Here is a 23980-nt window from a genome sequence, read left to right as displayed (position 1 = left end):
CAAATTTTAAAGCTTCTTAAACGGAAGCTTTTTTGTTTATATTTGAAAATAAATCTTTGCAACTTGAAAACTAGAACATTAAAATTCATTCTTATAGGTCTTATTTCCATTCAACTGTATCCGCAAGAATTGCTGCCTTTTGTTGAAAACTACAATAAATCAAATTACCAAGGGGACAACCAGATTTGGAATGTGGCACAAGGGAATGACAAGGCGATGTATTTTGCCAATAATTATTATTTATTGCGTTACGATGGCGTAAAATGGGAGAAATATACTTTGCCAAATAAAACAATCATACGTTCCATAATGGTGGATGGTGACAAAATTTATTCCGGTTCGTATAAAGAATTCGGGTATTGGGTTCGAAAAGGAGGGAAAATGATTTATACTTCTCTTTCTAATAGTAATAAGGTTTTTGATGAAAAGAATAATGAAGAAATTTGGAAGATATTTAAGTTTAACAACAAAATTTACTTCCAGTCCTTTAATGGGATTTTTGTGTTTGATGGAAAAATAATTAAAGAAAATAAATTTGACTTTCTCATTTCCTATTGCTTCCTTGTTGACAATGAATTGCTAGTTGCTTCAGTCGAGAAAGGAATTTATAAAATGAATAATGGGCATATAGAAAAAGTAAAAGGATTGACTATTTTAGAAAATAATGTTATTCATTCCATTCAAAAATACCAAGATAAAACATATTTTTTTACTAAAAAGAATGGCGTTTATGTTTTGGAAAACGGAACTTTGATTCCTTGGAAAAATCCATTAAACGACATTTTGAAAGCTGCAAACATTAATGTTGCCCAGTTTATAAAAAACAATAAACTGGTCATAGGAACAGCAAATAAAGGGGTTTATGTTCTAGATTTGAATAACGGTTCTTATAAAAACATCAATAGAAATAACGTCTTGATGAACAATTCTATTTTAAGTATTGGTCAGGACAAAGAGAATGATTTATGGTTGGGGCTGGACAACGGGATTGCTCACATTGAAGTTAATTCTCCTATTTCTATTTTTTATGACAGTTCAGGGATTTTAGGGTCTGTTTACTCTGTTGTAAGTACTTCAAAAGGCTATTTGATGGCTTCCAATCATGGTGTTTTTACATATGAAGACAAGAAACTTTCATTGATTCCAAATACACAAAGCCAGGCTTGGAATATTAGTAAAATAAATAACAAATATCTCATAGGTCATAACGAGGGGACTTTTGTTTATGATAATGGGTTGTTCTATAAATTAAATACTATTAACGGCGGTTGGAATTTAGCAAAAAGCAGCATTAATAATTCCTATTTGCAAGCAACATACAGCGGAGTAATCATTTATAATGATGTTAACAATTTGAAACAAAATATTGTTATTGAAAAAATTCTGAAACCCATAAAATATGTTGCCCAAAACAGGAAAAATGAAATATGGGCAGCTGATAATAACAAAGGTTTATATCGAATTCTTTATAATGACGCATATGAAACTATAAGTGTTGAAAATGTTACGCAACTTAGTAAAATAAGTAATGATTTTAGCGTGAAAATATTTGAGTTCAGAGACGAAATCCTTTTTTTAATCAATAAATCTTGGTACACCTATAATTCAATCATCAATCAGTTAGAAGGAAATGAATTGTTTAATACCAATTTCAAAAAAGTCTCAGATATTGTTGCCATTGATGAAAATAACTTCATGGTACTTCAAGATGGGCTTTTGTATCATGTATATGCCAATGGTACTAAATTTATTAAGAATAGTATTCAGGAAAAATATTATAAGGGAAAAATCATCAACGACAATTTGAAAGTGTTTAAGAATGACGACAGTTATCTTTTAAATCTGGATGATGGTTTTATTTCTCTTCAATTAAAATATAAAAATAAGCCAAAAACAAATATAAAGATTGAAATTTTCAACGATGGTGTTTTGGTGGAAAACAAATCAAAAATCAAGCATAATTCTGAGCTTAGAATACATGTAATATCTGGAATTTACGGAGCGACAAAGCCTGATTTATTTTATAAAATAAATCGAACAAAAGAATTCATTCCTATAAAAGAAGGATTGATTATTTTGAATAACCTCGTTAGTGGTTCCCACGATGTGACTATTTATGATAACGATGGCTTGCATTATAATAAAATTTCCAATTTTCAATTCATTGTGGCAAAGGCTTGGTATTTTTCTTTTTGGATGATTTTAATGTACCTAATTGTTATAGGGTTCATATTATATCTTTATTATAAATGGAATAAGATGAAATATATTCAGAAACTGAAATTGCAGGAAGAAGAATTAAAGCATCAAAAGAAAATTCTGGAAATGGAATTAAAAACCGAAAACGAGTTGAATGTGCAAGAGTATGAAAAGCATATTTTAGAACTCGAATTACGGTCAAAATCATCTGAAGTAGCTGGTAAATCGCTATCAATTGCCAAGCAAAGTGAAATGATAGATAATATCCAAGAGATTTTAGATTCTGAAACGGATTTCAACAAACTAAAAAGTGAGATTAAAAAGGCCATAAAAATCAATGCGGTTAACAAGCATGAATGGGAAACTTTTGAAACCAATTTGAATCAAATTCATAACGAATTCATAATTAAACTTTCTAAAAAATATCCAAACCTGACTTTCAAGGATATTAAGCTTTGTATTTACTTAAAAATGAACCTTTCTTCCAAAGAAATTGCGCCAATGATGAATATTTCTTTCAGAGGTGTTGAACTGCATCGCTATAGATTAAGAAAGAAATTAAACCTGGTTCAGGATGAAAACCTTTCTAAATTTTTATTAACGATATAAAATAAGTTCTATTTTTATAGATACTATATTATTTCAACTGTTTTTTTGTGAAATTACAATACATCATTACTACATCATGCCGATGTAGTACGGCACCTCATTATCTTTCTTAAGTTCTTTAAAACATAGATTTCTTATCGGGTTTCTATGTTTTGATGTATTTATGTAGTAACTCTAATGTGGTTACTACAACGTTGTAATTATCTAATTTGGCCCCACTAACTTTAACAAATTATTAATATATGAGAAATTTTATTTTTAGCTTTTTAGCACTCATTCTACTTCCAGCGTACCTGTCTGGTCAAGTAATTAAGGGGAAAGTATTGGATAAGGATGGGATTGGGATTTCAGGAGCAATGATAATTGCAGCCGATTCTAAGACTTCTGCTGATACTGATTTTAACGGTGATTTTAATATCAATGCCAAAGTAGGTGAGGTATTAAAAATTAGCATGGTAGGTTTTGATGCCATATCAGTGAATGCAACATCCGTGTTTATGAACATTACTTTGAAAGAAGCCAAAGACACCGAATTAAAAGAAGTAGTTGTCATAGGATATGGAACCAGAAAAAAGATTGACAATACCACCGCAATTACTTCATTAAAAGCAGAAGAAATATCTAAAACCAAAGTTTTGAATGCTTCACAAGCAATACAAGGTAAAGCTGCCGGTGTTCAAGTAATTTCTTCAGACCTGCCGGGAAGTACACCTTCTGTTGTTATTAGAGGTTTAGGAACTGCATTAGGCGGAAGAACTCCTTTGTTTATTGTGGATGGGATGCCCACCGAGAATATCAATAACATCAATACTAATGATATTACATCATATGAGATATTGAAAGATGCTTCTTCATTAGCCATCTATGGGACCAGAGCTGCAAATGGGGTAGTCATTATTACTACCAAAAAAGGAAAAGGCGACAAGGTTTCTGTTGAGTTCGAAAGCTATGCAGGTTTTAGAGAGCCTTTGAAAAAAGTAAAAATGGCTGGAAGCAATAAATATTCACATTATTCGAATGCAGCTTTGCAAACGACTACTTTTTCTCAAGATCAACCGGTCAATACGGATTGGTTTGATGCTATTACAAGAACAGGATCGTATGTTCAAAACAACGTTTCGGTTTCTGGTTCAACTGAAAATATAAAATACTTTTTCAGTTTAGGAAATTACCAAGAGAAAGCAATTCTTAATGGTTTGGATTATAGCCGTACCACTTTTAGAAATAACAATGAATTTAAGATTTCTAAAAAATTGACGTTAAATCAAAATTTAAGTTTTGGTTCAACGAACTCAACTCCAAAACCTTTAAGTGCTTTTACTAATGCTTACAAACAATCTCCAATAGTTCCTGTTCGCTTTTCAAATGGGCAATATGGTGTTTCTTATGTAGGAAACGATGGTTTTGCAGGAACAGCAGGTTCTTCATTTAATAATGTTGGTAATCCGGTAGCTCAATTAGACTATTTTAATGAGCAACAAAGAAGCATAATATTACAGGGTGGTTTGAAATTAGATTATGAAATTGTAAAATCATTAAAATTCACTTCTCAGTTTAACGGTGAATACTATTCTTGGAAAAATTACAATTTTGAAGACACTAAAGCCATTTGGCAAACCAACAATAATCCAGGTCAGTTAGCTACGATTTTCTATCCAGCCGATAAGAATATCAATTTATTGACAAAAGGAAGAAACCAATATTTCAATTGGAATCTTTCCAATTACATTACTTATAATAAAGTATTTGGTGATATCCATAATATTGAAGTAACCGGAGGTATTGAAACTTCTATTAAAGGAGCAAGAGAACAATTGACCATTGCCAGAAAAAATGTAAATGTAGCTGCTAATTATTGGTCTTTAAAAGATGTTGATTATGTAGGAACGGTTACCAGTTATAAAGATGAAATTTTTAATGAAAATAAGATAGCTTCTTATTTCGGTCGTTTCCAATATAAATTAATGGACAGGTATTTATTTACAGGTACAATTAGACACGATGGTTCGTCAAATTTTGGTAAAGACTATCGTTGGGGAACTTTTCCTGCCTTTGGTTTAGGTTGGGTTGTTACCAAAGAAGATTTTATGTCTAATGTAAAAGGAATCAATTTATTGAAAATAAGAGGAGGTTGGGGTAAATTAGGAAACCAAAATGTTCCTCTTAACAACCAAGCTTATACTTCCGGTCTTAGTTATTATTTAGGAGGTTCTATATTGAATGAAGGAACTACCATCAATTCTCAAGTAGATCCAAGTTTATCATGGGAAATTACCGAGGAAATTTCTGTAGGAATCGATTTTGAATTATTGGACAACAAATTAAAAGGTTCATTTGATTTGTATGATAAAACAACAACTAATGTTATTTTAAATACAAAACCCTATATGACCTCTGGAATAAGTAATTCTTCACCAGCCCATGTTGGAGAAGTATCGAATAAAGGATATGAAGTTGCTTTACGTTGGGATGATAAAATAACTGACAATTTGAGTTACTGGATTGGAGGAAATTTTTCTAATAACAAAAATGAATTAACAGGTTTAAAAAATGCTACCCTTGCGCCAATTACTGGTGGAGATTTAGCAAATGGTCAATGGACAAAACTATTAGATAATACCTCTGTAGGGAGACCATTAGGTAGTTTCTATATGTATGAATATGCTGGTTTTGATACTACAAATGGTAAAATGTTATATTATACGGCAGCAGGAACTAAAGTAACTCAAGACGCTTTAAATGCGAATGCAGATAAAAAATATGTAGGTTCAATTTTACCTACTTCTACGTATGGTGTTACTTTAGGGTTGAACTATAAGAACTTTGATTTATCAGTTGACGGATATGCTACTTCTGGAGCAAAAGTATACAATGGAAAAAAAGCGCAACGCTTTAGCGGAGAAAACGTAGAAGAATCATTGGCTACTAATTTCTGGACTGCAAATAATACTACGGCTGCAAATCCTGGACCATTTAATTTAGTTCCTGTAGCTTCTACTTATTATTTAGAATCAGGCGATTTCTTTAGAATTAACAATATTACGCTTGGATATAAAATTCCATTACAAGGTCAATTTTTGAATTCATGTAGAATCTATGTGAACGCAATAAATCCATTTATTACTCAAAAATTCTCAGGTTTCTCTCCGGAATTAAATGGTAATGGAGATCCTTATGGAACACAAGGTATTGAATTGGATGCCTACCCAACATTGAGATCATTCGTTATCGGTGCTAATTTAAAATTTTAATATAATGAAAAAGATATATATATCAATTTTTGCGCTATCCGCATACTTTTTCTCTGGATGTTCAAACGACTATTTAGATGCAGATCAAACAGAATCTATTTCTACGAAAGATATAGCATTGTTCAACAATGATGCAGGAGCAACTACTTTTGTAACGGCAATCTATAGTAAGTTTTTAGATTGGAATATGACTTCATTTTCTTGGATTGGGTTGTCAAGTATTGCCTCTGATGATGCCGACAAAGGATCTTCTCCAGGGGATACAGGTTCGGATAAAGATTTAATGGACGCCTTAACATACAATGCTTCAACTCCATCAACAAGTGAAATTTTCGCAGCTAATTATGAGGGAATTAACAGATGCAATCAAGCATTAAGCATAATTCCGCAATTAGATCAGGCTAATCCTGCTTTACGAGCCAGATTATTAGGTGAAGCAAAATTTTTAAGAGCTTTTATGTATTTTACTTTGGTAAAAGCATATGGAGGTGTGCCAATTGTGGATCATTTGCCAAATCCATCTTCTGATGATGATAGAGTTATGCAATTAACACGCAAAACAAGTGCTGAAGTTTATACTTTTATCGAAAGGGATTTGACCGATGCTATTGCGGCACTGCCAAATAAATCAGAATATGCTGCTGCTGAAAAAGGAAGAGCCTCAAAAGGAGCTGCTTATGCATTATTGGCAAAAGTAAATTTATACCAAAAAAACTGGCAAAAAGTAATAGACAACTGTAATTTGATTACAGGGTATGCTATCGTTCCAGATTATGCTTCCATGTTTAGATTAGCAGGCGAGAATGATGCCGAATCTATTTTTGAAATTCAAGGTACGGGTTCAGTTCCTGCTAAAGGAATCTCAGGATATTCCAATACACAAGGCGCACGTGGTAATGGTGGCTGGGGTTGGGGATTCAATACACCGTCTCAAAGTTTAGTAAATGCTTATGAAACCGGTGATGTTAGAAAAAATGCAACAATCATTTTTGCAGGAACCACTTTATACGATGGTAGAGTTGTGCCAACAACGGTTGAAAATCCTAGATACAATTATAAAGCGTATTCTTCTGCTTTCACAGATGGTTGGGAAACTGATGTAAATATCAAATATCTGAGATATGCCGAAGTAATACTAATGAAAGCCGAAGCATTAAACGAATTAAACCAGACTGCCGCAGCTATTCCTTTGTTGAACCAAATCAGAGCAAGAGCTGGATTAGGGAATACACCTGCAGTATCTCAAGGAGATGTGAGAACTGCAATCTGGAAAGAAAGAAGAGTTGAAATGGCATTCGAACACGACAGGTTCTTTGATTTAGTAAGAACTGGTCAAGCAGTTGCTGCGTTTGCTATTGATGGAAAAACATTTGTTGCCGGTAAACATGAATTGTTTCCATTACCGCAAGCATTCATTACGCAAGCAAACGGATTATCAATACAAAATCAGGGTTATTAATTTAAAAAAAAACAGTAAAATGAAAAAAAATAAATATATTTTCTTATTTGCTTCTGTTCTGGCTTCTCAATTTTTTGTGAGCTGTAATGAGGACAGTATAGATAAAGTAAATAGCCCAATTCCTTATGAAGCAATTGGTGGATATGAAAGTTCAGATGATGTTGCTGCCGCTAACTTAGTTACTAAATTTAGTTTTGAGAATAGTATTGCAGATTCAAAAAACGTAATAACTGGTGGAATAGGGACAAATGTAACCTATGAAAAGGGAATCAAAGGGCAGGCCTATAAAGGATCTTCAAATTCTTTTATTGCATATAGTACAGTGGCAAGTTCTTTGGTAGATGTAAAAAGTATTACAGTTTCTATGTGGATTAATACGAGTCCACACACTGGGGGAGCACAATCGTTATTTATGTTACCAAAAACTACAGATTTTTGGGGAAATATTTTCTCATTGATTGAAGGAACAGGTCCGGCAGCTACTATGTTAATGAAAAATCATCTTCAAAAAGATGTAACACCCAGTATTGCTTGGTCAGGTCAGTTTATAGAACATAGTGGTGCTAATGTTCTAACAAATATGTTTGGTGTCTGGAAACATATAGTATGGACATATAATGGAACGAGTTCAACTTACAGTATGTACATTGATGGAAAAAAGCTTGATTTGCCTGCTTCAATAGCAAAACGATATGCAAGCGATCCTCTTACTGGTGGAGTTGGTTATGGCGAACTTGCCAATTCTAATGTTTCTAAATTCATTATTGGTGGATATCAACAGCATTTAGGAGCCCCATGGGGTGCTACTGATGGCTGGATGTTGAATTACACAGGTCTAATGGACGAGTTTAGAATTTATAAAACGGCACTATCTGACAATGAAGTTGTTGCTTTATATAAATTAGAAAAAGATAACCGATAAAGATTTATCGACACACCTAGTTCACATACAACTAGGTGTGTATTTTTCAACTATTAATCCTATTTTATATAAAATGAAAAACGGTTTATTCATAATGTTTTTTTTGATTTTTTTTAATTCTTGTTCATCTTCATCTCCTGGGGGAAATAGTGGTAGCGGCACCCCATTACCAACGACTCCTACAACTCCTGTGCCTGTTTTAACAGATATTGAAGTTATGGATCAAGTCCAAAAAGATGCCATCAAATATTTTTGGGATTATGCTGAAACCAATTCGAAATTAGCAAGAGAACGTTATCTAACTGATAATCCAAGTTTTGAAGCCAATATAATCACCACTGGAGGTTCAGGTTTTGGGTTAATGTCAATAGTCGTTGGAGTAGAGAGAGGATTTGTTAATAGAAGTGAAGCTGTTTCCAGACTTACAACTGCTTTGACTTTTCTAGAAAATGCTGATCGGTTTCATGGTGCTTGGTCACATTGGATTAATGGAACAACAGGAAAAGTAATACCTTTTGGTACAAAAGATAATGGGGGAGATTTAGTAGAAACCTCTTTCTTATGTCAGGGTTTATTGATTGTGAGAGAATATTTCAAAAATGGAACTGCTGCAGAACAAGCTTTAGCCACTAAAGCAGATAATTTGTGGAAAGGCGTTGAATGGGATTGGTATACCAAAGGGGAAAATGCATTATACTGGCATTGGTCACCTAATTACGGTTGGGAAATGAATTTTAAACTCGAAGGATACAACGAATGTTTGATTACCTATATAATGGCTGCCGCGTCTCCTACACATTCTATTCCCGCTGCAGCATATCATCAAGCTTGGGCAAGAAACGGAGCAATTGTAAATAGCAGTGCACAATACGGAATTCCAGTGGTATTCAATTATAATGGAGCGACAGGAAATGTAGGGCCTATGTTTTGGGCACAATATTCTTATTTAGGATTAGATCCCACTAACTTGACCGATCAATATGCAGATTATTGGACGCTGACTCAAAACCATGCTAAAATTATGAACAAATATTGTATTGCCAATCCACATCAGTGGAATGGATATTCGGATAAATGTTGGGGATTAACGGCAAGTTATTCTCGTAATAGCGACGGGTCTACAGGATATTCAGCACATCAGCCCAATAATGATTTAGGGGTGATTTCACCTACGGCTGCCTTATCCTCTTTTCCTTATACGCCAATAGAATCAATGAAATTTCTACATTATTTATATGATGAGAAAAAGAGTTCTTTAGTTGGAATTGCGGGACCTTATGACGCTTTTTCTCCACATTATAATTGGGTGACACCACGATATTTGGCAATCGATCAAGGTACAATAGCCCCAATGATAGAAAATTATCGTACCGGTTTATTATGGAAATTATTTATGAATTCGCCAGAGGTAAAACAGGGTTTAGTAAAACTCGGTTTTCATTCCGGGAAATATAATTTTTAAGGAATTATGAAGTATAAAATTATAATAATTGCCTTTTTGTTTTCATGGAATGCCTTTTCACAATCGGAGGTAAATGGAAAAATGAAAACCGAAATCGTGCAAAAACACGAAATGGGTCATGCATTACATATTTCAGTGAATATTAAAGCTAAAAAATCGTTAATGGTTTTTCTTCATGGTTTTATGGATGATGTCGTGAATCCAGATTATGTAATCACCATTTTAAAAAAATAAAAAAATGTAATGGTAATGTTGACCTAACCATTTTTGATGATGCAGATCACGACAGTTGGTCAAGAGAATATGACAACCATGAAATTGATGATTGGATGTTTAAACAGATAAAAAAAATATAAAATGAAAATTAAACTAATTATACTTCTCTTAGGTCTTTCACTTTTTGGCTACAGCCAAAAAAAGACAGCTAAAAAGACGGTTAAAATGAAACCAAAAACCGAATTTGTATTCGACTTAATGTCAAAAATGACTTTGGAGGAGAAAATAGGGCAATTAAATCTGCCTACTTCGGGCGATATTACGACTGGAACTGCTAATAGTTCTAATGTGGCTAAAAATATAGAAGAAGGTAAAGTAGGTGGTTTATTCAATATAAAATCGGTTCAGAAAATTAAAGAAGTGCAAAAGATTGCAGTCGAAAAAAGCCGATTGAAAATCCCATTACTTTTTGGAATGGACGTTATTCATGGCTATGAAACAACTTTTCCTATCCCCCTTGGATTGTCTTGTACATGGGATATGAAACTGATTGAAAGAAGTGCTCAAATTGCAGCTCAAGAAGCTAGTGCCGATGGAATCAACTGGACTTTTTCTCCCATGGTTGATATTTCTCGCGATCCGCGTTGGGGTAGAGTTTCTGAAGGTTCGGGTGAAGATCCATTTTTGGCAAGCCAAATTGCCAAGGCGATGGTTTATGGCTACCAACAAGATGATTTGTCAAAAAACAATACCATATTATCTTGTGTAAAACATTTTGCCTTGTATGGTGCACCGGAAGCGGGACGCGATTACAATACCGTTGATATGAGCAGAATAAAAATGTACAATGATTATTTTCCTCCATACAAAGCGGCTGTTGATGCAGGTGTAGGTTCAGTTATGGCATCTTTCAATGAAATTGACGGAATTCCAGCAACAGGAAACAAATGGTTAATGACTGATGTGTTGAGAAAACAATGGGGTTTTAAAGGATTTGTGGTTACTGATTTTACAGGAATTCCTGAAATGATAGAACACGGAATGGGAGATTTGCAAACTGTATCTGCATTGGCTCTAAATGCCGGAATTGAAATGGACATGGTTGGTGACGGTTTCCTTACTACTTTAAAAAAATCATTAGATGAAAAAAAGGTAAGCATGGAACAAATTGATAATGCCGTTCGACTTATTTTGAATGCCAAATATGATTTAGGACTGTTTCAAGATCCTTATAGATATTGTGATGAGAAAAGAGCGAAAACTGAAATCTTCACGAACAGTAATAGAGATGAAGCCAGAAAAATTGCTTCTCAATCTTTGGTTTTGCTTAAAAACCAAAACCAGTTGCTTCCTTTGAAAAAATCAGGAACTGTTGCCGTGATTGGACCATTGGCTGATGCCAAAGAGAATATGGCAGGTACTTGGAGTGTTGCAACTAACATGCAAACATCGATTTCATTAGTGGCAGGTATCAATAAAGTTGTTGGAAATGCTGCAAAAGTGCTTTACGCCAAAGGTAGTAATCTGGATTATGATGCAGCTTTCGAAGAAAATGCAACCATGTTTGGTAAAACCTTGCACCGTGACAGTAGAACTAAAGAAGAATTATTGGCCGAAGCTTTGAAAATTGCCAATCAATCCGATGTAATTATTGCAGCTCTTGGTGAATCTGCGGAAATGAGTGGAGAAAGCAGCAGCCGAACTAATTTAGAAATTCCACAGGCTCAAAAAGATTTATTACAGGAATTATTGAAAACTGGAAAACCAGTGGTTTTGGTTTTGTTTACTGGGCGCCCATTAGTTTTAGTTCACGAAAATGCAACTGTTCCAGCAATATTGAATACATGGTTTGCAGGAAGTGAAGCAGGAATTGCCATTGCTGATGTTTTGTTTGGAAATGAAAATCCTTCGGGAAAATTGACCGCTACTTTCCCTAGAAGTGTTGGACAAGTGCCTATTTATTACAATCAAAAAAATACAGGAAGACCACTTTTAAATAAAGAAGGAAAATTCGAAAAATTCAAATCGAATTATATTGACGAAAGAAATGAACCTTTATTCTCTTTTGGCTTTGGATTGAGCTATACCACATTTGACTATTCAAACCTGAAAATTTCATCGGATAAAATGAATTATAACCAAAAAATAAATGTTAGTATTGATGTTTCAAATACTGGAAATTTTGATGGTAAAGAAGTAGTTCAATTGTATATAAGAGATATGGTAGGTTCTGTTACAAGACCTATAAAAGAGTTAAAAGGATTTCAGAAAATTACTCTAAAAAAGGGAGAAAAACAAACCGTAACTTTTGAAATTTCCGTTGATGAGTTAAAGTTTTATAATTCAGATTTACAATTTATTGCTGAACCAGGCACCTTTCAAGTTTTTGTAGGTGAAAATTCAGGGACAGACAGACAAGTAAGTTTTGAATTGGTTAAATAAATTTTGGTTAGTTTATTTAGTAATTGCCCTCTAGTATATAAATACTGGAGGGTTTTTTTGATTTTTTTTAAGTTAAATCTTGGCCTAATATTTTTTATATTTGATAATTAAAATAACTAAATACAATGAAACGTTTTCTTCCCCTTTATTTCGTTTTTGCGATAAACATTGGTTTTTCGCAAAGTGTGCAATCTCCATCCAATAAAATTTCGGTAAATTTTAAATTAACAGCTAACGGACAACCTTCATATTCTGTTAATTACAAAAATAAACCGGTAATTTTGGAAAGTGCTTTAGGCATAAAACTTAAGGACAAACCAGCTTTAGACGCTAATTTTGAAATAGAAAATTCAAAAACGGCCACTTTCAACGAATCTTGGAAACCCGTTTTAGGCGAACAATCCACTATTGTAAATCATTACAATGAACTAATAGTTTCTCTGACACAAAAAGAAACCCACATAAAAATGAATGTTATTTTCAGGGTTTTTGACGAAGGTGTAGCTTTTAGATATGATTTTCCAAAGCAAAAAGACTTGAATTATTTCATTATTTCTGATGAGGTTTCCCAGTTTAATTTGACTGAAAACCAAAATGTATTTTGGCTTCCCGGAGATTTTGACAGTCAAGAATATGCCTATAATGAAACTTTATTTTCAGACATAAATACCCAAAAAATAGACTTGAATAACGGAATCGGAGTAAAATCGATTGCAGGAAAATATGCAGTTCAATCGCCTTTGATGATGAAATCGGCAACAGGTTTGTACCTCAATATTTTTGAAGCCGCCGTGGTCAATTACCCAATTATGCACTTGAATGCGGATGTAAAAAACTATAAATTATCAGCTAATTTAGTTCCAAATACCATTGGTGACAAAGCATATCTGCAAGCACCTTGCGTTTCTCCGTGGAGAACGATAATGATGAGCAATGACGCCAGGGATATTGTGGGTTCAAAGATGATTCTGAACTTGAACGAACCTTGTAAAATCGACGATACTTCTTTCATTAAACCAATGAAATACATCGGGATTTGGTGGGAAATGCACGTTGGAAAATCAACTTGGGATTACGCCGGTTCGCAAAATGCACAAAATGTTTTGACACAAGATTTATTACCGTCAGGAAAACATGGTGCAACTACCGAAAACACCAAAAAATACATTGATTTTGCTGCCAAAAACGGCTTCGACGGTGTTCTTGTCGAAGGCTGGAATACGGGTTGGGAAGATTGGTTCGGCAATTGGAAAGAAGAAGTTTTCGACTTCGTGACACCTTATCCTGACTTTGATATTGATGCGGTTACGGCTTACGCCAAGTCCAAAAATGTAAAAATGATTATGCATCATGAAACCTCGGGTTCAGTGGCGAATTACGAACGACATTTAGACCGCGCTTTCGACTTGATGAAAAAATACGATTATCCAGCAGTAAAATCAGGATATGTGGGCAAAATTATTCCGCGTGGCGAGTTCCATGACGGACAAACCATGGTAAATCATTTTAATTTTGTAGCAAGACGCGCCGCCGATTATAAATTAATGATCAACTCCCATGAAAGTTCTCGTCCAACAGGTTACGGCAGAACTTATCCAAATTACATCGCCGCTGAAGCCGCTCGAGGTAATGAATTCAATGCTTGGAGTAATGGAAACCCTCCAATGCACGAAACGATTTTGCCTTTCACAAGATTGCTTGGTGGTCCAATGGATTACACGCCGGGAATTTTTGAAATAAAAATGAGTTATTACGACAAAACCAAAACAGAACAAGTTCACACCACATTGGCAAAACAATTGGCATTGTATGTAACGATGTATTCGCCTTTGCAAATGGCTGCAGATTTACCTGAAAACTACGAAAAATATCCGGATGCTTTCCAGTTCATCAAAGATGTGGCAGTCGATTGGGACGAAAGCAAATATCTTGAAGCAGAACCCGGAGATTATCTAACGGTTGCCAGAAAAACAAAAGGCAAGGAAACTTGGTTCCTTGGCGCTATCACTGATGAAAATACCAGAAAATCAGAAATTAAACTGGACTTTCTTTCCAAAGGAAAAAAATACAAAGCCATCATTTATGAAGATGCAAAAGATGCCGACTGGAAAAACAATCCAATAGCTTATAAAATAAGAACAATTGTGGTTACCCATACATCAAAAATCAATTTGAATTTGGCTCCCGGAGGTGGAACGGCCATAAGTTTTGAACCAATTAATTAAGGTTTTTTTATAGTAATTAGTCTTTTATTTTTTGGAATTCAGGCAATTAAAAACAAAACAATAAATGAAAATATTCAAAAAAACGCTCTTCGGTATATTGATTTGTTTTTTTATAAACGTCAACGCCCAGCAAAAAACGTATTGCAATCCCATCAATGTAGATTATGGCTATTGTCCAATTCCCAATTTTGTCACCCAAGGAAAACATCGCGCAACTGCTGATCCGGTAATTGTAAATTTCAAAGGCAAGTTTTTTCTTTTTTCGACCAATCAATGGGGATATTGGTGGAGCGATGACATAAGTGATTGGAATTTCGTGCCTCGAAAATTTTTACTGCCGCAACACAAAGTATATGATGAATTGTGTGCTCCAGCCGTTTTTGTGATGAAAGACGAAATGTACGTTATAGGATCTACACATGAACCAACTTTCCCGATATGGAAAAGCAAAAACCCAACTATGGACGAATGGGAAATCGCCACCGATTCTTTGAAAGTAGGTGCTTGGGACCCTGGATTTTTATATGATGAAGAAAAAGACAAACTGTTTTTATACTGGAATTCAAGTAATGAATTTCCAATCTTGGGAACCGAAATCAATACCAAAACCTTGCAATCGGAAGGTTTTGTAAAACCGATGATTTCGCTGCATCCTGAAGACCACGGTTGGGAACGATTTGGGGAATACAACGATAATACTTTTCTGCAACCTTTTATGGAAGGTGCTTGGATGACAAAACACAACGGAAAATATTATCTACAATACGGAGCACCGGCAACAGAATTTAGCGGTTATGCCGATGGTGTTTTTGTAAGTACCGATCCTTTGGTTGGTTTTGCGTATCAAGCCCACAATCCGTTTTCGTATAAACCGGGAGGTTTTGCCAGAGGAGCGGGTCACGGCGCAACTTATCAGGATAATTTCAAAAATTATTGGCACGTTTCAACCATAGTTTTGGGAGTCAAAAATAGTTTTGAACGCCGAATTGGGATTTGGCCAGCGGGTTTTGACAAAGACGACGTGATGTATTGCAATACCGCCTATGGTGATTATCCAACACAATTACCAACCAAAAATGCCGATCATATTAAGGGATTATTTACGGGTTGGATGCTATTAAATTATAATAAACCTGTACAAGTTTCTTCCACTTTGGGTGGTTTTCAACCGAATTTGGCTGTTGACGAAGATTTAAAGACCTATTGGAGTGCCAAAACCGCCAATTCTGGCGAGTGGTTCCAAACCGATTTGGGAGAAGTTTCGACTGTAAATGCCATCCAAATTAATTATGCCGATCAGGATGTGGAGTTTATGGGAAAAACAATCGGCAAGTTTCATCAATATAAAATTTTGGCTTCGAATGACGGAAAGAAATGGACTGTTGCAGTTGATAAAAGCACCAACAAGAAAGATGTTCCGCACGATTATATTGAATTGGAAACCCCAATTAAAGCTCGTTTTTTGAAATTGGTCAACCTGAAAATGCCGACAGGTAAATTTGCTTTAAGCGGGTTTCGAGTTTTTGGAAAAGGTGCTGGAGAAAAACCAAAAGCCGTAGAAAATTTTGTCGTACTTCGCTCAGAAAAAAATAAATTTGGCGAAAGAAGAAGTTCTTGGATGAAATGGGAACAAAATGATGCTGCCGATGGATACACGATTTACTTTGGAAAATCGCCGGATAAATTATACGGAAACATCATGGTTTATGGCAAAAATGATTATTTTTTTACCGGGATGGATAGAGAAGATACATATTATTTCCAAATTGAAGCATTCAACAACAACGGCATTGGTCCACGAACCGAAATCAAAAAATCGGAATAAAAAATGTATCATAATTTCATTGGTTGGGTATAATTTTTTTTATAGTTATACCCAACTTGTTTTTTAATATATTTGAATTTCGAATAGTAATAAAAAAATAATGAAAAAATCAATCGTATTCTTTATACTTGTTTTAAATACTTTTTTTCTTTTTGCACAAAGTAAAGAGGAACAAACCATCAAGCAAATCTACAAATCATCTTTGACGAATTCTCAATGCTACTCTTGGCTGGATTATTTGTCCAATTCTATTGGAGCCCGACTATCAGGTTCGGCCAATGCAGGAAAAGCGGTTCAATACACCAAATCACAAATGGAAAACTTGGGCTTTGACCGAGTATATCTTCAAGAAGTGATGGTGCCAAAATGGGTTCGAGGCGAAAAAGAAACAGCTTATATTTTAGACAATAAATCCAAAATTAACATTCCCGTTTGTGCGCTTGGAGGTTCTGTTGCAACACCAAAAAACGGAATTACCGCTGAAGTAATTGAAGTAAAAGGCATCAAGGAATTAGAAGCTTTAGGTAATAAAATAAAAGGAAAAATAGTGTTTTTTAATCGACCGATGGAACCGGAAAACATAGAAACATTCAAATCCTATGGAGGTTGCGTTGACCAAAGATTTGCCGGTGCAAAAGAAGCCTCGAAGTTTGGCGCAGTGGCAACAATTGTACGTTCAATGAATTTGAGACTAGACGATTTCCCTCATACTGGCGTGCAAAGTTATGGTGATCTTCCAAAATCGGAATATATTCCTGCGGCGGCAATTAGCACAAATGCCGCCGAATTGTTGAGTAAAACCTTAAAAACCAATCCCAATTTAAAACTTTATTTAAAACAATCTTGCCAACAAATGGAAGACGTTTTATCCTATAATGTCATTGGCGAAATAAAAGGAACCGAACATCCTGAAAAAATTATGGTTGTGGGTGGTCATCTTGATTCTTGGGATCTAGCCGACGGTTCTCACGATGATGGAGCTGGTGTCGTACAAAGCATGGAAGTAATGAATATTTTCAAAAACATTGGCTACAAACCAAAAAATACCATTCGTGTCGTGCTTTTCATGAATGAAGAAAACGGAGGAAAAGGTGGAAAAAAATACGAAGAATTGGCCCAAGCCAACAAAGAAAACCACGTTTTTGCGATGGAAAGCGACTCGGGAGGATTTTCACCAAGAGGATTTTCAATAGAAAGCGACGATGCTGGATTCAATAAAATTGCGGCTTGGAAAAGTCTTTTTGAACCGTATCTAATTCATAGTTTTGTGATTGGTCACGGTGGTTCTGATATTGGCCCATTAAGTTCCAAAGGTATAATAAAAGCAGGCTTAAAACCAGATTCACAACGCTATTTTGATTACCATCACGCGGCAAACGACAACTTTGATGCCATTAATAAAAGAGAATTGGAACTTGGCGCTGCGACTATGGCTGCTTTGATGTATTTGATGGATCAAAACTAAATTTAAACACAAAAATAAAATTATTCTTTTGGCAATGGCGCTCCAACGGCAATGTCGCATCGGTGTTTTTCTTGACCGTGTGGCGGATTCATTCCTTCTGGAGTTGGTGTTGTTACGGCTGCTGCGGGTGTTGCAATAGTTGCAGGAACCGTAGTGTTTTGTGGAGCTACTGGAGCACTTTTTGCAGGAGCCACAGGAGAATTTAAGGGTGCGCCAACAGGAATATCGCAACGATGATTTGGTTGGCCGTGAGCAGGATTCATTCCCTTGGCAACGGCAACAGGAGTTGATACAGCTGTGTTTTGATTGACCGTGTTAGGATTTTGAGGAGTCTGTGTTGGCATTACGGTCTGGTTCTGTTGCGTATTTGCCGCTTCAGTAAACGGGACTATTTTAGATGGAGTTGTGCTGTCTTGTGGTTCCAGTTCTTTCTTGCAAGAAACGAACAATAACGCGGTTACAAAAAGTAAGCTTAAAAAAGATTTCATAAACAGTATTTTTTTGATAGCAATACCAAATATAGGATTTTAAATAATACAGCCGAGCTATAAATTTGTAATTTTTGTCAATTCAAATTTCTTGATGGAAGATGGTCAAATTTGTCGTATGCATTTCAAGCAACTTTTTTTTGTATTGGAATACACTACAAAATGGATTTTGTGGCTTCTTTTTTCTAAAGACAAAAGGAACAAATTTTTTAAATCACCAAATAAAATGGTATTTTAGCATTCTCTAAATTTTCATCATAAAATGATAAGTAAAACACAATTCGAAACCGAATTACAACTCATAATACAAAACGGAATTCGCGAGGATGTGGGCCAGGGTGACCACAGTTCGTTAGCTTGCATTCCTTCATCAGCAACCGGAAAAGCAAAACTATTGGTCAAGGAAGACGGAATTATTGCAGGTGTGGCTTTTGCCAAAATGATTCTCGAACATGTTGATCCAACTTTGCAAATAGAAACCTTTATTGTTGATGGAACTCCTGTAAAAAAAGGCGATGTAGTTTTCCACGTTTCAGGAAGTTCGCAATCCATTTTAAAATCCGAACGACTGCTGTTGAATTCCATGCAGCGAATGAGTGCCATTGCCACCAAAACAAAAAAATACGTGGATTTGCTCGAAGGAACAAACACCAAAATTCTCGATACAAGAAAAACAACTCCTGGGTTCCGGGCTTGCGAAAAATGGGCAGTTAAAATAGGCGGAGGTGAAAACCATCGCTTTGCGCTTTACGACATGATTATGCTCAAGGACAATCACAACGATTTTGCGGGAGGAATTACTTTGGCCATAGCCAAAACCAAAGCTTATCTCAAAGAAAAAAATCTGGACCTGAAAATTATTGTCGAAGCCAGAAACCTTGACGAAGTAAAAGAAATTCTCGAAAATGAAGGTATTCACAGGATTTTGATAGATAATCTAGATTTTGAAGATACTAGAAAAGCAGTTGCTTTAATAGGCGATAAGTGTCAAACGGAATCTTCTGGAAACATCAACGAAAATACAATTCGCAGTTATGCAGAATGCGGTGTTAATTATATTTCATCAGGAGCATTAACCCATTCGATTTATAACATGGATTTAAGTTTGAAGGCTTTTTAAAATCAGCTAACTAAAAACTATGAGTAAGGAAATTGAAGAAAGAATAGAAAGAATCCACGTATTACGCAATTTAATTCGACCGCTAAAAAAGATAAAACTGCCATGGTTGCAAGGATTGTCCTTTTATGATTTAATGGAGTTGTATATTCTTGGAATAATGGAAGGAGCATTGGGTTACCATGCCAGTGCGATTGCATTTAGTTTTTTTATGGCATTGTTCCCTTTTGCGCTTTTCATCTTGAATTTAATTCCATACATTCCCATCGAAGGATTTCAGTTGGATTTCCTTGAATTTGTAAAAGATGGAGTGCCTCCAAACACTTATGATGCAATAGCAAATATCGTTAATGATATTCTGAACAACAGTCATTCTGGATTGCTGTCCACAGGGTTTATATTGTCTATTTTCTTGATGGCAAATGGCTTGAACGGTATTTTGGGAGGCTTCGAATCTTCTCGTCACGTACTCATCAAGCGAGGTTTTATCCATCAATATTTAGTGTCCTTGGGAATGTCTTTAATATTGTCCTTTTTATTATTGGTTACCGTGGCCATAATCGTAATTTTTGAGGTGTTTATTCAAAAAACAATTATTCAGGATGTGTTCAGTGACACTATTTCCCTGATTATTTTAGGACGCTATGTTTTTATAGTGTTGATGATTTTAATCACGACCTCCATACTTTTTAGATTTGGTACCAAGCATTTTATAAGCGGTCCTTTGATAACCATAGGTTCTGTATTTACTACCTTATTAATAGTATTGGATTCATATGTTTTTGGAATTTGGGTAATTCGTTTTTCTAAGTACAACGAATTATATGGTTCGATAGGAACGTTATTAATCCTGATGTTTTACATTTGGATAAACTGCATGATTTTACTACTTGGATTCGAATTGAACGCATCCATAGACAAATTAAGGAAGAAAAAAGAGAAAGAAGTTGATGCAGCATAAATAATTAACAATCAAGCAATTCCAAATAAAAAAAATGTATTTTGTTGAAGTAATTTTACCGCTTTCTCTTGCCAAAACGTTTACTTACAGCGTTTCTGAAACCGAGTATCATTACATTAAAAAAGGAATGCGGGTTGCGGTGCCTTTCGGCAAAAGTAAAATCTACACTGCACTTGTTATCGAAACCCACGAAAACAAACCCACATTATACGATGCCAAGGAAATACACCAAATCCTTGACGAAAAACCCATAGTAACCGAAATTCAAATCGCCCATTGGCAATGGATTGCTTCATATTATATGTGTGCCATTGGCGACGTATATCGAGGTGCAATGCCATCGGCGCTTTTGCTGGAAAGCGAAACCATTATTTCCCAGAAGCAAGATGGTTTTGTGGATGAAAGCCTATTGTCGGATGATGAATTTCTGGTTTACGAAGCACTTCAGCAACAAAGTTCGTTGAAAGTTCAGGATATCATGAATATTTTGAACAAGAAGAATATTTTTCCGGTTATCCAAAAATTGGTAGACAAAAATATTCTGGTTCTTCAAGAGGAAATGTTGGAAAGTTATGCGCCAAAACTCGTTCGATACGTAAAATTGAATTCCAAATACGAAACCAACGAGGGTTTGGGGGAATTATTGGAAATACTTAAAAATGCCAATAAACAAAAGGAAATTGTACTGAGTTATTTTCAAATTTCCGCTTCCGAAAAAAAGCCAATTACAGTCAAAAAGTTAGTTGAAGTTGCCAATTCAACATCAACAATTGTAAAAGCATTGATTGACAAAGAAATTTTCGAAGAATATTATATTCAGGTGGATCGCGTCAATTTCTCGGGAATAACCAAAGACGACCAACTAAAATTAAGCGTAGCGCAACAAATCGCTTTTGACGAAATCAATAAAAATTTTACCCAAAAAGAAGTGTGCCTCTTGCACGGAGTCACATCCAGCGGAAAGACCGAAATCTACATCAAACTCCTGGAAGATTGCATTGCCACAGGAAAGCAAGTACTTTATTTATTGCCCGAAATTGCTCTTACAACACAATTGGTGACAAGATTAAGAGATTTTTTTGGTAATAAAGTCGCCGTTTTCCATTCGAAATACAGCAACAACGAAAGGGTGGAAGTGTGGCAAAAAGTGTTGGCACAATCGCCAAATGCTCAAATTGTTATTGGAGCAAGGTCAGCCTTGTTCTTGCCTTTTTCCAACTTGGGATTGGTTATCGTCGATGAAGAACACGAACAAACATTTAAGCAAGTAGATCCTTCGCCACGATATCACGCTCGAGATGCTTCGATTGTTTTGGCCAACAGTCATAAAGCAAAAGTACTTTTGGGTTCGGCAACGCCAAGTATTGAAACCTATTTTAATGCCCAATCCGGAAAATACGGTCTTGTTGAAATTTCCGAAAGATACGGCAATGTCAAAATGCCCGAAATCGAATTGGTCGATTTGAAGGACAAATACTTCCGCAAAAAAATGTCTGGTCATTTTAGCGACACTTTAATCGAGGAAATAACGACCGCTTTGTCTTTTGGGGAACAAGTTATTTTGTTTCAAAATCGCAGGGGTTTTTCTCCCGTTATAGAATGCATGACTTGTGGTCACGTGCCGCAATGTCCGCAATGTGACGTGAGTTTGACGTATCACAAACACAAAAACCAGTTGCGTTGCCATTATTGCGGATATTCGATGGCAAAACCAACGAATTGCCACATTTGTTCAAGTGTTGATTTAACCACCAAAGGTTTTGGAACCGAACAAATTCAGCAGGAATTGGTTGAATTGTTTCCCAATGCCAAAATTGGTCGAATGGATCAAGACACGACTCGGGGTAAATTTGGCTTCGAAAAAATTATCGATAGTTTCAAAAACCGGGAAATAGATATTTTGGTAGGAACTCAAATGCTTGCCAAAGGTCTTGATTTTGACAACGTGAGTTTAGTGGGAATCATGAATGCCGACAATATGTTGTATCATCCTGATTTTAGGGCTTTCGAAAGAAGTTTCCAGATGATGACACAAGTTTCGGGGCGTTCCGGTCGTTCAGAAAAAAGAGGGAAAGTAGTCATCCAGACGTATAATCCTGATCACAATACGATTCTGCAAGTGGTTTACAATGATTATGCGGGAATGTATAAAGAGCAATTACATGAAAGACAAATTTATAATTATCCTCCTTATTGTAAACTCATAAAATTGACTTTAAAACACAGGGATTTTGATAAACTCAAAGAAGGTTCCATGTGGTTGTATCAAGTGATGAAACAAAGCTTGGCCATTCCAGTTCTCGGGCCGGAAGAGCCACCAGTTTCTCGCATTAGAAACGAATACATTCGAACCATAATGATCAAAATTCCGACCAATCAGTCTTTGCAAGGCACAAAAAAAACTATCCAGAAAATACTGAATAGTTTTGAGGCTGTGGCACAATACAGAGCGATAAAAGTCTCTGTAAATGTTGATTTCTATTAGTTGATGGACAATGCCCTAACTAAATCTTCTTTTTTGTTTCTACTAAGTGGAATTTTAGTAATTCCAATTTCTGCAAATCGACTATTGAAGCGTTCCACTTTGTCTATATTAATAATATAGGATTTGTGCACTCTTACAAATTTGTCTTTTGAAAGGTCTTTTTCGAAAGATTTCATGGTGGAAAGAACCAAATTACTGTCATCCTCGGTAACTACTTTTACATAATCACCAAAAGCTTCAATCCATTTTATTTTAGAAGTAAAAACTTTAAGTTTTTTGAGGTTACTTTTAATAAAAATGTGTTCACCATCTTCTTCGTGGGTTTCTGACCGCAGCGCCTGCAAATCCATCGCTCTTTTTACAGAAGCATTGAATCTGTCAATAGCTATTGGTTTTTGAAGGTAATCGGTAGCATCATAATCAAATGCTTTCATGGCATACTCCGCCTTGGAAGTGATAAAAATAATTTGGGGTTTGGTTTTTAAACCATCCAAAAAATCAAAACCGCTAATAACAGGCATTTCAATGTCTAGGAAAATTAAGTCCACATTGTGTATGGTCATACAACCTTTTGCCTCAATAGCGTTCGAAAAATCACCTATTAAATGTAAATTGGGGTGATTATTTACTAGCTTTGTGATAATCATTCTTTGAATGGAACTATCATCTACAACGACACAATTTAGTTTCATATTTTTTGATATTTAAGATTCGGGATAGTAAAAGTACTATACGTTTTTTAAATAACCTAATCTTTATCGTCTTTTTTTGCGTTACAACGGATAAATGTAAAAAACATTTGTTTATTAAAATAAAATGATTACTTTCGCGCCCAAATTAATTTTAAATAAAAA

General features: G+C 35.2%; 15 protein-coding genes. 13 read left to right on the top strand and 2 right to left on the bottom strand.

The features are described from left to right. Positions 1–63 precede the first annotated feature (63 nt). From C0430_RS06920 to C0430_RS06875, 10 genes are all read left to right on the top strand, one after another. Complete coding sequence (locus C0430_RS06920; RefSeq protein ID WP_290867216.1) at positions 64–2808, top strand: histidine kinase; 2745 nt, start codon at positions 64–66, stop codon at positions 2806–2808. 242 nt (positions 2809–3050) lie between these two features. Continuing rightward, a complete protein-coding gene (locus C0430_RS06915; RefSeq protein WP_290867214.1) occupies positions 3051–6059 on the top strand; it encodes a SusC/RagA family TonB-linked outer membrane protein in 3009 nt (1002 codons plus the stop codon). Between the two features lie 4 nt (positions 6060–6063). After that, positions 6064–7518: a RagB/SusD family nutrient uptake outer membrane protein gene (locus tag C0430_RS06910; RefSeq protein WP_290867212.1), complete on the top strand. Its 1455-nt coding sequence runs from the start codon at positions 6064–6066 to the stop codon at positions 7516–7518. A 19-nt stretch (positions 7519–7537) separates the two neighbouring features. Next, positions 7538–8440 carry a LamG domain-containing protein gene (locus C0430_RS06905; protein WP_290867210.1) on the top strand — a complete coding sequence of 301 codons (903 nt, stop codon included), beginning with the start codon at positions 7538–7540 and terminating at the stop codon, positions 8438–8440. A 73-nt stretch (positions 8441–8513) separates the two neighbouring features. Then, a complete protein-coding gene (locus C0430_RS06900; protein WP_290867208.1) occupies positions 8514–9902 on the top strand; it encodes a glucoamylase family protein in 1389 nt (462 codons plus the stop codon). A 6-nt stretch (positions 9903–9908) separates the two neighbouring features. After that, the gene (locus C0430_RS06895; protein WP_290867206.1) at positions 9909–10136 is read left to right on the top strand and encodes a hypothetical protein; all 228 of its coding nucleotides are present in this window, start codon (positions 9909–9911) and stop codon (positions 10134–10136) included. A 123-nt stretch (positions 10137–10259) separates the two neighbouring features. After that, positions 10260–12560, top strand: coding sequence for a beta-glucosidase BglX (bglX, locus tag C0430_RS06890; protein ID WP_290867204.1), 2301 nt, complete (start codon positions 10260–10262; stop codon positions 12558–12560). 125 nt (positions 12561–12685) lie between these two features. Continuing rightward, complete coding sequence (locus C0430_RS06885; protein WP_290867203.1) at positions 12686–14785, top strand: glycoside hydrolase family 97 protein; 2100 nt, start codon at positions 12686–12688, stop codon at positions 14783–14785. A gap of 64 nt (positions 14786–14849) precedes the next feature. Continuing rightward, the gene (locus tag C0430_RS06880; RefSeq protein ID WP_290867200.1) at positions 14850–16610 is read left to right on the top strand and encodes a discoidin domain-containing protein; all 1761 of its coding nucleotides are present in this window, start codon (positions 14850–14852) and stop codon (positions 16608–16610) included. Between the two features lie 100 nt (positions 16611–16710). Continuing rightward, a complete protein-coding gene (locus C0430_RS06875) occupies positions 16711–18075 on the top strand; it encodes a M20/M25/M40 family metallo-hydrolase (protein WP_290867197.1) in 1365 nt (454 codons plus the stop codon). A 20-nt stretch (positions 18076–18095) separates the two neighbouring features. Here the strand turns inward: C0430_RS06875 and C0430_RS06870 are convergent, their stop codons facing one another. After that, complete coding sequence (locus tag C0430_RS06870) at positions 18096–18563, bottom strand: hypothetical protein (RefSeq protein WP_290867194.1); 468 nt, start codon at positions 18561–18563, stop codon at positions 18096–18098. A 262-nt stretch (positions 18564–18825) separates the two neighbouring features. Between C0430_RS06870 and nadC the strand changes: the two genes are divergently transcribed. Genes nadC through priA form a run of 3 tightly spaced genes read left to right on the top strand, consistent with a single transcriptional unit; the run spans position 18826 to position 23126 of the window. After that, positions 18826–19683 carry a carboxylating nicotinate-nucleotide diphosphorylase gene (gene nadC / locus C0430_RS06865; RefSeq protein WP_290867191.1) on the top strand — a complete coding sequence of 286 codons (858 nt, stop codon included), beginning with the start codon at positions 18826–18828 and terminating at the stop codon, positions 19681–19683. Positions 19684–19702: 19 nt separating this feature from the next. Next, complete coding sequence (locus C0430_RS06860) at positions 19703–20641, top strand: YihY/virulence factor BrkB family protein (protein WP_290867188.1); 939 nt, start codon at positions 19703–19705, stop codon at positions 20639–20641. Positions 20642–20675: 34 nt separating this feature from the next. Beyond that, complete coding sequence (gene priA / locus C0430_RS06855; RefSeq protein ID WP_290867185.1) at positions 20676–23126, top strand: primosomal protein N'; 2451 nt, start codon at positions 20676–20678, stop codon at positions 23124–23126. Here priA and C0430_RS06850 read toward each other — a convergent pair. Continuing rightward, positions 23123–23818, bottom strand: a complete 696-nt coding sequence (locus C0430_RS06850; protein ID WP_290867182.1) for a LytTR family DNA-binding domain-containing protein — start codon at positions 23816–23818, stop codon at positions 23123–23125. The two genes, priA and C0430_RS06850, sit on opposite strands and share 4 nt — an antisense overlap. Positions 23819–23980: the final 162 nt, after the last annotated feature.

Origin of the sequence: Flavobacterium sp. (assembly GCF_013823965.1) — a bacterium.
In the GTDB taxonomy this organism is placed as follows: domain Bacteria; phylum Bacteroidota; class Bacteroidia; order Flavobacteriales; family Flavobacteriaceae; genus Flavobacterium.
Note: the sequence above shows the minus strand (reverse complement) of the source record. Positions and strands in the feature narration are given on the sequence as shown.